12 protein-coding genes are annotated in these 12088 nt (G+C 55.3%); 7 read left to right on the top strand and 5 right to left on the bottom strand.

The annotated features are described in order from the left end of the window. Positions 1-72: 72 nt before the first annotated feature. The 4 genes from ACA063_RS15540 (at position 73) to ACA063_RS15525 (ending at position 4768) form a co-directional block, all read left to right on the top strand. Positions 73-1314, top strand: a complete 1242-nt coding sequence (locus ACA063_RS15540) for a sugar ABC transporter substrate-binding protein (RefSeq protein WP_497662349.1) — start codon at positions 73-75, stop codon at positions 1312-1314. An 85-nt stretch (positions 1315-1399) separates the two neighbouring features. Continuing rightward, entirely contained in the window at positions 1400-2911 is a 1512-nt protein-coding gene (locus tag ACA063_RS15535) for a sugar ABC transporter ATP-binding protein (protein WP_497662348.1), read from the top strand. Next, entirely contained in the window at positions 2904-3959 is a 1056-nt protein-coding gene (locus tag ACA063_RS15530) for an ABC transporter permease (protein WP_497662347.1), read from the top strand. Before ACA063_RS15535 ends, ACA063_RS15530 begins: the two co-directional genes overlap by 8 nt. 128 nt (positions 3960-4087) lie before the next feature. After that, on the top strand, positions 4088-4768 hold the full coding sequence (locus ACA063_RS15525) for a GntR family transcriptional regulator (RefSeq protein WP_497662346.1): 681 nt from the start codon (positions 4088-4090) through the stop codon (positions 4766-4768). Between the two features lie 67 nt (positions 4769-4835). On the opposite strand, the gene ACA063_RS15520 is transcribed toward ACA063_RS15525, so the two are convergent. Next, positions 4836-5852, bottom strand: coding sequence for a zinc-binding dehydrogenase (locus tag ACA063_RS15520; RefSeq protein WP_497662345.1), 1017 nt, complete (start codon positions 5850-5852; stop codon positions 4836-4838). A gap of 308 nt (positions 5853-6160) precedes the next feature. On the opposite strand from ACA063_RS15520, the gene ACA063_RS15515 reads away from it, so the two are divergent. From ACA063_RS15515 to ACA063_RS15505, 3 genes are all read left to right on the top strand, one after another. Next, a complete protein-coding gene (locus ACA063_RS15515) occupies positions 6161-7552 on the top strand; it encodes a DHA2 family efflux MFS transporter permease subunit (protein WP_497662344.1) in 1392 nt (463 codons plus the stop codon). 1100 nt (positions 7553-8652) lie between these two features. Continuing rightward, the gene (locus ACA063_RS15510; protein WP_497662343.1) at positions 8653-9582 is read left to right on the top strand and encodes a DUF3829 domain-containing protein; all 930 of its coding nucleotides are present in this window, start codon (positions 8653-8655) and stop codon (positions 9580-9582) included. A gap of 182 nt (positions 9583-9764) precedes the next feature. Beyond that, positions 9765-10073: a hypothetical protein gene (locus ACA063_RS15505; RefSeq protein WP_497662342.1), complete on the top strand. Its 309-nt coding sequence runs from the start codon at positions 9765-9767 to the stop codon at positions 10071-10073. Positions 10074-10242: 169 nt separating this feature from the next. On the opposite strand, the gene ACA063_RS15500 is transcribed toward ACA063_RS15505, so the two are convergent. The 4 genes from ACA063_RS15500 to ACA063_RS15485 all read right to left on the bottom strand — a co-directional run bounded on the left by ACA063_RS15500 (position 10243) and on the right by ACA063_RS15485 (position 11985). Next, positions 10243-10431 carry a hypothetical protein gene (locus ACA063_RS15500; RefSeq protein ID WP_497662341.1) on the bottom strand — a complete coding sequence of 63 codons (189 nt, stop codon included), beginning with the start codon at positions 10429-10431 and terminating at the stop codon, positions 10243-10245. 242 nt (positions 10432-10673) lie between these two features. Further along, positions 10674-11102: a hypothetical protein gene (locus ACA063_RS15495; RefSeq protein WP_497662340.1), complete on the bottom strand. Its 429-nt coding sequence runs from the start codon at positions 11100-11102 to the stop codon at positions 10674-10676. 65 nt (positions 11103-11167) lie between these two features. Further along, on the bottom strand, positions 11168-11452 hold the full coding sequence (locus tag ACA063_RS15490) for a hypothetical protein (RefSeq protein WP_497662339.1): 285 nt from the start codon (positions 11450-11452) through the stop codon (positions 11168-11170). A gap of 302 nt (positions 11453-11754) precedes the next feature. Then, positions 11755-11985, bottom strand: a complete 231-nt coding sequence (locus tag ACA063_RS15485; RefSeq protein ID WP_140671772.1) for a hypothetical protein — start codon at positions 11983-11985, stop codon at positions 11755-11757. Between the last annotated feature and the right edge of the window lie 103 nt (positions 11986-12088).

Here is a 12088-nt window from a genome sequence, read left to right as displayed (position 1 = left end):
ACAGAGCCCGCAGGGGCGGCTCACTGAAAGACCCGCAACACCGTTCAAATCAGCGCACTGGAGAATAATAATATGAAGCTGTCAGCTGTTCGTTCGATCACGACTTTTACCCTGGCGACGCTTATCGGCACACATGCCTGGGCAGCCGGCAAGCATGAAATCTACAGCTTGATTCCTAACACGGCATTATCGGGTGTGATTGATCCCGATATGCCGGATCGCACTTCGATCAACAAAGCCTTGCCGCTGAAAAAGAAGGGCGAGCGCCTGCGTATTGGCTGGACTGAAATCACTCTGGGCAACCCCTGGTTTGTCTCGATGATCGACGACTCGAAAACCATTGCGAAAAAGTACAACTACGATATCGAGCTGCAAGTGGCTGACAGTGATGTCGCCAAGCAGAGTGCCCAGGTCGATAACTTCATTACCCTGGGTGTCGATCTGATTGTGATCGACCCTACCGATGTCCTCGGCTCCGTATCGGATGTTGAGCGTGCGGTGGCTGCGGGGATACCGGTCATCACGGTAGGTACCGCCCCGGATGCCAAGGCTCCGGTGATCACTACCAGCACCGGCAACCCTTACGGCAGTGGTTTTGAGGCCGGTCGTTATGTCGCCTCCAAGACCGATCCGGCCAAGGTGATCAATGCCGCCATGGTCATTGGTGTGATGGGTAACTCGACGTCCGAAAGCCGAATCAATGGCATGATTTCCGGGCTCGTTTATGCCCGCTCGCAGGAGCGCAAGCTGGGTCTTTCCAAAGAAGACGCAATGCTCAAGGGCTTCAAGCTGTTCCAGCAAGTCAAAGCCAAAGGCAGCTTCAGCTGGCCGGAAGGAGGCTTTAACGTGCTGGCCTGGGGGCGTGGTGACTGGACCGAAGAAGGGGGGCTGGCCGCTACTGAAGACATCCTCGCGTCCCAGGGCGACAAGCTCAATTTGGTGCTGGCCGAGAACGACTTCATTGCCATCGGCGCGATCAACGCGTTGGAAAATGCCGGCAAGAAAAACAGCGTCATGGTCGCTTCCGGTGCCGGCAGTTTTCGGGTGGCGCTGGATCTGATCAAGCAAGGAAAATTGCTGGTGAGCGCCACCAACAGTGGATCGGAAACCGGTGTTGCTGCTATCGAGTTGATTCACCAGATCCTTGAAAAGGGCCTGGATGCCAACAACCTGCCGCTGGCGTCTTACTTCCCGGTCACGTTGATCACGCCGGACAACGTCGACACCTATATCAAGGCCGACGGCCTGCCACCGTCCACTGACAACGTTCCACCGTTCCGCTCCATCGGGCAGATCAAAACCGCCATGAAGTGATTTAGTGGTGTTGAACCGGTCTGTTACTGCTGTCTTAGACGGCGGTTACAGACCGATCGGTGACAGTTTATAGACGGTGAAGAAAATGAATGCGATGCACAAACCTGCCGTAGAGATGCTCGATATCTCGAAGAAGTTCGGTGGTATCAGCGCTCTGAGCAGTGCCAGTTTTTCTGCCCGTGCGGGTGAAATCCATGCACTGATGGGTGAGAACGGCGCGGGCAAGTCAACGTTGATGAAGATCCTTTCAGGCGCCTATGTGCGCGACGCTGGCGGGGTCAGTCTGAACGGCGAAAAAGTCGATATTCGTAAACCTGGAGACGCACTCAAGCTGGGTATTTCGATCATCTACCAGGAGTTTGCCTTGGCCCCGCATCTGTCGGTGGCCGAGAACATCTGCATCGACGATCTGGGCAAGAGCAAGGGATTTGTCCAGTGGGCCGCAATGCGCAAAAAAGCTCGGGCAATTCTGGATGAGCTGGGTTTCAGCGATATCGATGTGCGCCAACCGGTCGGCAGTTTGCCGGTGGCTTACCAACAAGCAGTCGAGATCTGCAAGGCGCTGTCGCGTAACTCATCGGTGCTGGTTTTTGACGAGCCAACGGCGGTACTCACCTCTCATGAGGCGGAGAAGCTGTTCAAAATCCTTGATGAGTTGCGCCGCAAAGGGGCATGCATTGTGTATGTCTCGCACCGCATGGATGAAATCTTCCGGATCTGCGATCGCGCCACGGTGCTCAAGGACGGCAAGACGGTGGGTACGCTAGAGCTGGCTGACATTACCGAGCGCGGCTTGATCGAGATGATGATCGGTCGAGAGCTCAGCGACCTGTTCCCCCCGCGCAACAAGCAGATCGGCGAGGTATTGCTTCAAGTTGAGAATCTCTGTGCCGGACGTCTGGTGCGCGATGTGAGCTTTGAGGTGCGCGCCGGTGAAGTCCTGGGTTTCTGTGGACTGGTCGGTGCGGGACGTACCGAAACCATGCGGGCGATTTTTGGTGCCGATAAAAAAACCTCCGGCACCCTGCGACTCGATGGACAGGAAATCCACAACCGTACCCCCCGTGAAGCCATTGCCAATGGCATAGGCCTGTTGCCCGAGGACCGCAAACACCAGGGCGTGCTGCTGGAAATGTCGATCAGGGTCAATGGCGCGCTTCGCCCTGACAGTCCCTATACCGGGAGCATGGGCTGGATTGCCAGCGCCCGGGAGACCCAGGGTATCGAAACCTTGCGCCAGCAATTGGCGGTTAAGACTCACTCGATAGAACAGTTGGTAGGCGACCTGTCAGGCGGTAATCAGCAGAAAGTCGCCTTGATGAAATGGGTGGATGCGGGGTGTCGAGTGTTGATTCTCGATGAGCCTACCCGCGGAGTGGATGTGGGTGCAAAAACGGAAATCTATCGGGTGATTAACGATCTCGCTGAACAGGGAGTGGCGATCATCATGGTGTCTTCGGAAATGATTGAAATCATCGGCATGTGTGATCGCGTGCTGGTGATGCGCGAAGGCGCGGTCGCCGGCGAACTGGCGGGCGAGCGCATTAAAGAACAAGAAATGATTTGCCTGGCGATGGGAGTCGAGCACCATGAGTAACCCTAATTCCAAGCTGGCCCCGGCTGAGCTTTTGCAGGAAAACAGCCGCGCTCACGAGAGCAAGGCTAACCGGCGCTCGTTACAGCGCCTGTTTCTGGAACACAATGCTTTGGTGATGCTGGTATTGCTGGCCATCGTTGCTAGCGTGCTCTCCGCTGATTTCTTCACGTACCAGAACCTCGGCAACCTGCTGCGCCAGTTGACCCCTTTGCTGCTGGTCAGCATCGGTATGTTGATTGTGATCCTGACAGCAGGCATCGATCTATCCGTTGCCTCGGTGGCTGCCGTGGGCGGTATCGTGGTTGCAATGACCCTCAACGTAATGCCGGTCGAAGGTAGTTTCGGGTTGTTGCTGGCTGTCGCGATTGCGGTGGCATCCGGGGTGTTGATGGGGTTGGTGACGGGCACCTTTATCGCGTATTTCCGCATGGCGCCTTTTATCGCGACCCTGGCCATGATGACAGTCGCGCGTGGCTTGGCGTTTATTTTGTCGAATGGTCAGCCACAAAGGCTGGATGACAAACTGGTCAGCGCTCAGTTGCTGCGTGATTTCGGTCGGCTGGCCGATGGTTTACTCGGTATTCCGTGGCCGGTGTGGTTGGCAGCGCTGGTGACGTTGGTGTTTGCCTTGATCCTCCGTTACAACGCCTATGGGCGCCTGACTATTGCCAGCGGGAGCAACGAAACCGCCGTACGCCTGGCGGGTATCCCGGTAGAGCGCTACAAACTGGCGGCCTATGGGATTTGCGGTGGGCTCGCCGCATTGGCCGGGGTGGTGATTGCTTCACGCTCGGGGGTCGCGACGCCTAGCGCCGGCATGGCGCTGGAACTGGACGCGATCGCCGCCTGCGTCATCGGCGGTGCGTTGCTGACGGGGGGCAAGGGCACGATTTTTTACACTGTGGTGGGCGTACTGGTGTTGGGGCTGATCGGCAACATCATGAACTTGCTGAGCGTGCCGGCCTATCCACAGCAAATCATCAAAGGCGCGATTATCGTCATCGCCGTGCTGTTGCAGGGTGTCGGTCGCCGAGACGCACGGATTTGAGTGACGCGCCTGCCGGAGTGGCAGGCGTAATTTGATGATGTATGATGCGTTATCTGCGCCTCGGGTTGGCAGCTATTCATGTCTGCTGCCGTCGGCGCACCATCATCGTCCATGGAGATCGAGTAACAGTGACCGTGCATAAGCCCATTGATAAAGGCAACTTGAGCGAACGCGTGTATTCCATTATCCGCACCGCGTTGATGGACGGACAATACCAACCCGGGGATCGATTGCGCATCAGCACGTTGGCCGAACAGTTCGGTGTGTCAATCACACCGGTGCGCGAAGCGATTTTTCGCCTGGTCAGCGATCATGCGCTGGACATGAAGGCGGCGACATCGATTTATGTTCCAGAGCTCACCGTCAGTCAACTGCGAGAAATCCAGTTGATCCGTCATTTGCTCGAAGGCGAGGCGGCGGGCATGGCCGCTCAGCGTATTACCAAACCGGAGCTGGAACATCTCGAAGCCATTCAAGATGCTTTCCAAAAGGCGGTCTCAGTCGATCACAAACAAGCGGCTTTGCTGAATCGTGAATTTCACTTCGGATTGATTTCCGCTGCCCGCATGCCAGTGGTGTCCAAGACTCTGGAAAACATGTGGGTCATCATGGGACCACTACTGAGCAGGTTCCACGCTGAGGTGCCCAAGTTGGAACTGGCCAGTGCCAAGCACAAACATTTCGAAGTTTTGGAAGGCTTGCGCACCCGTGACTCGGCCAAAGCCAAAGGCGCGTTGCAGGCCGATATCGCTTGGGGCGAGCTGATGATTGACTGGCTGGAGAAAAAGGAAAACCTGGCCGAGGCGTAACCCCTACTGTGTCAGGTTGTCGCCCGAGCTCCGAGCTCCGATCAACGGGGCTCGGGCGTTGTCGTTTTTACCGGACTGCAGAAAGGATGGGGTCGGAGTCGTTCAATTGGGCAATCCACTTGCCACCTTCTGCACCTTGTTTGAGTGCACGCAACGCCTCCGGAAGATTTCGGAAGTCGAAGACCTGACGTTTGGGAGCCAATAAGCTACCGTCCAGCAAACCCTCTAGCAGTCGTTCACCGTTTTTCCGCAGCACTTGTCGGTCGTTCAGGCTGGCGTGGGCATGAAAGCTGTTGAGCGCCACCTCATGCAATGAAACAGCGGTGCTGAAGGCAGGCAAGGGCGCCGTTTCCTGACGATCCTGAATGCACACAAGGTGACCGTTGTAGCCCAGCAATGAGGCCAGGGTGGCTGCATGTTCGCCGCTGACTGTGTCGAATACTGCGTGCAGTCGACGTTCACCCAGAGCGACCTCAAGCGCTTGCTGCCAATTCGCTTCACGGTAGTCGAAAACCCCCACAGCACCCAGCGCTTTCAAGCTTGAATGGTGGGCTGTGGAGGCTGTTGCCCAGACTCGAAATCCGCGCCGTACCGCCAGTTGAACCAGCAGAAGGCCTACGGCTCCACCAGCGCCGATGACGAGCACATCGCGGGATGCGCCAGTGGGCACTTTTTCGAGGGCCTGCCAGGCGGTCAAACCGGGGCAAGGTAAGGACGCGGCGGCGCTATCATCGAGCGCCGCGGGCACCAACAGCACGGTTGCAGCGTCCAGTAAACAAAACTCGGCGAAACTACCATCTCGCTCCAGTGACTGGTGATACGCCACACGGGTTCCCGGCTTGATCTGCACGCCGGCGCCTGCTGCGACTACGACCCCCATGCCATCCACACCCGGCACATGGCCGGTTTTCCATGCCGGGTGGCCCCACTCAATGATTTTCCAGTCCACCGGGTTCAACGCCAGCGCGCGGTTGGCAATCAGAACTTCGCCCGGGCCAGGTTGCACCAGGGGTTTGCGGATCAGTTGTAAACCGTCGATACCTTTACCCGCAGTCCAAGACCAGGCGGCGAAATCAGCGTGCATTGTGAGTCCTCATGAAAGACCGGATTGAAGCCATTTCAATCCGGTAACAGGCCTTGAGTGGTCATGGGTGCGCCACACTTAAGGCCGGTAGTATCCCTTCAGGTATCCATGAGGAGAACGTTGATTTACGCAAAGGTGTTGTGATCATAAATCATCAATGGACTCAATATACTAGCGGTCGTCTAGATCGCCTCGGTCCGGTGTATGCCGAACCGGTAGAGGTTCGGCGCGCAATGTTGCTGGGCATTAAAAACGCACTCATTGATAAGTTACCGATTACATGCCGTCGCTGAACAGGAATTACGTCGATGTCTCAAAGCCGCTCAACATTGATTGCTTTGTTGGTAGCCGTAACGTTCTTCATGGAGAACCTCGATGCCACAGTGATTGCTACCGCGTTGCCAGACATGGCCAGGACGTTTGGCGTCGCGGCGGTGGACGTGAGCATTGGAATGAGCGCCTACATGCTCGCCGTTGCGGTGTTTATCCCCATCAGCGGCTGGTTGGCTGACCGCTTCGGTTCGCGCCTTGTATTCAGTTCGGCGATCGTGCTGTTTAGCGTGTCTTCGTTGATGTGCGGGTTGAGTGATAGCCTGGAAACCTTTGTCGCCGCGCGCGTGCTGCAGGGTATCAGCGGAGCGATGATGGTGCCGGTGGGGCGCTTGGCAGTGCTTCGTACTACCGAGAAAAAAGACCTGGTGCGGGCGATATCATTTATCACCTGGCCCGGTCTGGTCGCTCCGGTACTCGGACCTCCCGTGGGTGGCTTTATCGTCACCCACGCTTCCTGGCCATGGATTTTCTACCTCAATCTGCCGTTGGGCGTACTGGCCTTGATTACCGCACTGGTCTTGATTCCAAAACAGGACGACGTCAGTTCCAGGACGTTCGATTTCAGTGGCTTTCTGCTGGTCGGCATCGCCAGCGCTGCCTTGTTGTATGGCGTGGAGATGCTCGGGCAAAGCCGTGCCGATTGGTTGCAGGGGCTGGCGCTGAGTGGTACCGGTGTGGTGCTCGGGGTGTTTGCCTGGCGACATATGCGTCGGCATGCGCAACCCTTGTTGGCGCTGGGTGTAACCGGTATTCGCACCTTCAGCGTCTGCCTGTGCGGAGGCTCGATGTTCCGGATCGCCATCAGCACCTTGCCGTTCCTCCTGCCGCTGATGTTTCAAGTGGCCTTCGGTCTTTCTGCGTTCGATGCGGGGCTGCTGGTACTGGCGGTATTTGCCGGCAACCTGGCCATGAAACCCTTCACCACCTGGGTGATGCAGCGTTGGGGATTTCGTCCGGTGCTGATGGTCAACGGCATCCTTGGCGTACTGGCGATCGCGGCGTGTGCATTACTGGATGAACACATGAGTCCAGTGCTGATTCTATTCATCCTGTTCGTCGGTGGCTTGTCCCGCTCCATGCAGTTCACCGTGTTCAACACACTGGCCTTTTCCGAGATCCCCAAGGCGCAGATGAGCGACGCTTCAACCCTGTTTAGCATGTTCTTCCAATTGAGCATGGCAATGGGTGTTGCTATTGGCGCGTTGCTGCTACGTCTTGCGATGAACATCCACGGTAATACAGAGCAGGCAGAGACCGCTGATTTCCAGCTAACGTTTCTCTTGGTGGCAGTCATTGCGGGCGCTGCATTATTGGATAACATGCGACTTCCGACGCAGGCGGGCGAGTCGGTTTTGCAGCGAAAGTGAGTGAAGGGGCTTAGAGAAGGGTCACCTCGCAGTTGGCGCGTGGTCACCTAATGTCATTTTCGTGAGGGGCCCGGAGCGTAATGCCGTTTGTTTTCTGGAGGCACATGCGCAGGGCCCAACTTGCGTTGCGCCTTGCGCAGCGTTTACAGCGGTGAGGTAGCAATTAAGCACCATCGCTTACGAAATCGGGGGCGGTTCAAAGTGTTTGCGGCTCGCATGAGGCATGCCGTCAATCTCAGTAGCGATGGACAGCACTTGCGCCCGATAGAGGGCGTGGATGGGGTTTGGGTTGATGCTGGCAAGGTCCGATGGCGTCAATGTGCGCGGCCAGTTGTTGGGCTTACGCGGCCAGAAAGGATACGGCTCCCGCCATAGAGCTTTACGGGAAAAGCCCAATGAGGGTACACATAGAGGTAGAGAAATTTTCGAACTTAAAATTTTCCTTTATTATCAACAACAAGGAGAAAGGTTCGATTCCGGCTTCGACCATATTCGCTTCTCAAGGTTCTCAATCCTTCTCAAAAGCCCTGCAGGCTCAGGCCTCGCGGGGCTTTTTCGTTGTCAGCTGTTCGCATCTGCTCTCACCCCTCTCATAATTATTAGTAGATTGACCAGCACATCTGAATTCGACTGCTGTCGGGCTTCTCGTCGATTTTGTGGGTGATGCTGTGGAGAACAGGCATTCGGGTACCCCGGGTAGGCGCCGACCTCCGAGACCGGATGTGCAGCATAATGTATTGTCAGGTTTGTGAATTCAGGGAGGATTGTGATGTTTTGGTACGGCAGTGAAAAAAGCAGGTATCGGGCTCAGCGCTGGATATCAATTATCGTGTTGTTCTTCGCACTAATTCTTTTGATCTCAAAAATATACCTGTTCGTTGAAGGCCACGGATCCGTGTACGAGATATCTAAAGGACTCGTCGCTACCGGTGTCGGTTGCCTCATGCTTTACCTTTCCAATAAATGGTGAGAACAGACGTCGCCCTCCGTGACCGGTGGTGGGGCTACGACGGTTTCATTGAATCGTGAACGGAACCTTGCCTATCCCGCTCAGTCTGACTGCTGCAACCATAAATACCAATTTCAAGGATGATTGCCCAATGCCTATCCCAGGTTTTGATCTTTTCAAAAAAGTCGTTGCTGTATGTGCATTGACTGGAACGTTGTTCGCTCTTCAAGGCTGCGACAATTCCAGCTCGCCCGACAAGTCTCAGACTTCTGCTGGCGAGCAGATTGACTCCGCCGCCGCGGTAGAACAGCAAAAATTCAATCTTTACGTCAAAGCCTACAACGGCTTGCTGGACAATACTTTTGGACTGATGGGGTCTATCCGACTGTACCGTGAAATGAAGCTTGATCGCGCGAAGTCCACCGACATGCTTCATGCTCCGAAATCCAGTAGCTACTACACAAACGCCATCAATGCTCTCAAACAAGGCCGTGCGTTATCTGCGCCTGGTTCAGAGGGGGCAGATGCTGCTGCTGACAGCCTGCTAAGAACTCTACCTGTTGTCATTGCACGGATTGATGAGATCGAGCCTTACTTTAACGGCGGCAGTTATAGGGAAGATAATCTGGCAAAAGGGAAGGCCCAAGACCCCGCAACGCAGGCAGCCTTTCAGGACGCCATGGACAGCTTGGGGCTGATGGATGAAGCGCTGTCTGCCTACCAGCGGCGAGCGCAAACGGAAGAGGCTGAAGCTTTCCGCAAAGAAGGTAATATGCCGTTGTACTACACGCTCAGCAGCTTGATGTTGGGGACTGACATGGTTAATGCGATGAGCCAAAAGGATGTGCCGACTGCGGACACCATCTTGCCTAAATTGGAGGCTTCTCTGGAAGGTTTACGCAAGGCACTCACCGACGTCAAAGATCCTGTTGCTAAAAGTAGTATGGATAACGTACATAGCGCATTGACCCACGCCATTGGCTTCATGCGTCAGTACAAAGCGCTGAAGCAGGATTCGTCCATTAATGCGATGATGAGTTCTTACAATGCCGCCGTTAAAGCGGCCAATAATTTGCACTAGGTCAAGTCTACTAGCCATAGTTGCAACGATCCTTCAACGCGCAGGATATGTCCCTTCATAAGCCCAGCCATCGCGCTGGGTTTTCTGTATCCGCCGTTCATCCATCGTATGGCACTTACGATCCTCTGCCGTCTCTCAATGTTAAGCACGCACAAATCTGCGTTTCACAAGGGAGAGCGAGTATGGACATTGACGAAAATGCACCTGGGAATGTTTCCCAGAAGGGCGTAATGAGTGGCACCGATAACGAAACGGGCCACGACCCTAGAAGAACTGATCCAGAGGTCCCGTTGCCTGCGGACGATGAGTCGCCTGTCGATGAGGATATGGCGGACGTTGCTGCCGCTGACTCTGTATCGAGTGAGCATCCAGAAGCGGGTACGACCAGCCGCGTCGCTAACCCGGACGCCGACCCGCAGATGAACGATCAGGACGAAAATGAACAGGAGGCTCGCGGCATGCCTGCTAGCGATCCTGAATCAGGCGCTTGAATGAGTTCGATTGCTCTAGCGCAGTAAAACGCGAAAGCCCGGCACTAGGCCGGGCTTTCTTTTGCACGTGGCCAAATCCTTTTGGCTGATTGCAGTGTGAGGGAACAGTGTGACGAGAACGTGACGGGTAAACAAAAAAAAGGAGACGGATTAGAAATGACTCGAGCAGTCAGCCCGCCATCGCGATTCTCAGCGCCACCGAAGCCTCAAGCAGTTTGTTAGCCTGATCCAAGACAGCCGTTGACAGGGCATCATTCCCATCGTCTTTGAGCATCGAGGCTAAATCGAGCAGTTTTCCCACCTCAATCTCTACGACGCGAACGGATTCGGTTATCTGGTATTTGAATGAGTGAGCCATGGGATAAGCCTTTGTCCAGATTCGTGGCGGTCGTCAATGAAGCGTCGCAACCCTGCGACTTTCGCCAATTCCGATCCGGTCCAGCGCCCGGTTTAGAGAATCCAAAGCCTCATGGTGCACGCTTGATGTCGCTGTCGAGTAAAGCAACTGCTCGGCAGTTTACCCGAATGAACAACAACCCAATGGAGTCTCTGCAGGGATGTCAGCTTCACCTTTGTAATGTTCAGCCTACTACCTGGTCTCTATCTGGTTTTCCAACTACCGCCACCGGTTTCGCAGTCGATCTTTGATTGATTCAAGTGCTCGGCCCCGTAGTAGTACGTGGTGATTTGGGCATTGTCGGGGATGTTGACCGACTGGCTGTTTTTGTCCCTGCTGATGGACTGAGGGTTCGCCAGGGATTCTTGCGTCAGCGTCGCCAGGCAGCTGGCTTGATAATGATCACCACATTGTTCGACTTTTTTCTTGGTGTTGGTGAGCATCTCCTTGCTTTCATTGCTGCATGACCAGTCGATGGCGTCTACCGGCATGCCTTCGTATTCGTAACAGGTGTGGGATTCAACAACCGGAACTGAAGGGCTCTGGGAGCGGGTCATCACGTCACACCCTTGGGCCATGACCAGGGTCGGACTCAGGCTGACGATGACTACAAGCAGGAATCGACTGTTCATCAGGATTTCCTCTTCAGCAAGGGCGGCTGAGCACCGATGACCGGACCCAGCCGCCGACCATCAAGCTAAACGAAAGGTTGACCGGTAAATCCGCGAGGCAATCGCTGTCGTCCGGCCAGCGCGGTCAGGCGCTCGACCCAGGCCGCGCGCCAGTCATTGGCGGTATGTGTGACTTTGGCTTTGCGTGCAGCCCGGCGTACCGAGTTACGTTGATCCTTGCGTGCATCTTTGTAGGCGTCGGTATTTCGGCAACTCCTGCATTTCACCCGATTCAATTCGCGGGTTGAAATCAGGTTTTTGCCTTGATGACCGCAGGCGAGATGCCCGCTGACGCTGAAGTGAGTAACCATTAGACGTCTCCTTTGTGACGTGTAATGTTTTGACCTTCTGTGCGCGACGACGTTCGCTAGTGCGAAAAATGGCAAAAAAATGGCCCGCATGCGGGCGGGCCAAGGGGATTCATCAAAGGAGTGATGCCAAAGTAAGGCAATCAATGTGAAAGCGACGTGAAAGGTAGGGGCAAAAAAAATCCCGGCGCAAGGCCAGGCGGTTTTGCCGCAGCAGTCAGGCAAGGACGCACCCGGTAGCGATAACGCCGCCGTTCATGCGTCCTGGATCAGGCCATGTCCGCGAATCGAGTATCCCGATCAGACTATCTGAAACGTGGCAGCGGCCGGTCGACGGGTTTGAGCGAAGACAGTGTATTGCGGATCAACGGTGTGTCTTTCTCGATATCGTTCAGGCGATCACGGATTCGCAGGGCAGTCGGGTGTCCGCCTTGGTGATCGACCCAGTCGGCGATTTCCTTGCACGCCGCAGCCAAACGCGCCTGGCGTGAATCAAGCAAGGTGAGCAGGGTGGTGATGGACTCTTTTTCGGACATGTAACACCTCCGTTCAAGAAACCTGGCAATGGCAGCAAAAAGCCCGCGAGGTGCGAGCTTTCTGCCGATGGGGACGCTGTTCCTTCAGCTTTTTTCAGTATAG

It is taken from the genome of Pseudomonas sp. LBUM1643 (assembly GCF_059716215.1).
Note: the sequence above shows the minus strand (reverse complement) of the source record. Positions and strands in the feature narration are given on the sequence as shown.

What these genes read in the sequence shown, in the direction of transcription:
- ACA063_RS15530 (WP_497662347.1), top strand. Translation starts at nt 2,904, where the DNA reads ATGAGTAACCCTAATTCCAAGCTGGCCCCGGCTGAGCTTTTGCAGGAA.
- ACA063_RS15495 (WP_497662340.1), bottom strand. Translation starts at nt 11,102, where the DNA reads ATGAACAGTCGATTCCTGCTTGTAGTCATCGTCAGCCTGAGTCCGACC.
- ACA063_RS15510 (WP_497662343.1), top strand. Translation starts at nt 8,653, where the DNA reads ATGCCTATCCCAGGTTTTGATCTTTTCAAAAAAGTCGTTGCTGTATGT.
- ACA063_RS15535 (WP_497662348.1), top strand. Translation starts at nt 1,400, where the DNA reads ATGAATGCGATGCACAAACCTGCCGTAGAGATGCTCGATATCTCGAAG.
- ACA063_RS15520 (WP_497662345.1), bottom strand. Translation starts at nt 5,852, where the DNA reads ATGCACGCTGATTTCGCCGCCTGGTCTTGGACTGCGGGTAAAGGTATC.
- ACA063_RS15540 (WP_497662349.1), top strand. Translation starts at nt 73, where the DNA reads ATGAAGCTGTCAGCTGTTCGTTCGATCACGACTTTTACCCTGGCGACG.
- ACA063_RS15505 (WP_497662342.1), top strand. Translation starts at nt 9,765, where the DNA reads ATGGACATTGACGAAAATGCACCTGGGAATGTTTCCCAGAAGGGCGTA.
- ACA063_RS15490 (WP_497662339.1), bottom strand. Translation starts at nt 11,452, where the DNA reads ATGGTTACTCACTTCAGCGTCAGCGGGCATCTCGCCTGCGGTCATCAA.
- ACA063_RS15485 (WP_140671772.1), bottom strand. Translation starts at nt 11,985, where the DNA reads ATGTCCGAAAAAGAGTCCATCACCACCCTGCTCACCTTGCTTGATTCA.
- ACA063_RS15500 (WP_497662341.1), bottom strand. Translation starts at nt 10,431, where the DNA reads ATGGCTCACTCATTCAAATACCAGATAACCGAATCCGTTCGCGTCGTA.
- ACA063_RS15515 (WP_497662344.1), top strand. Translation starts at nt 6,161, where the DNA reads ATGTCTCAAAGCCGCTCAACATTGATTGCTTTGTTGGTAGCCGTAACG.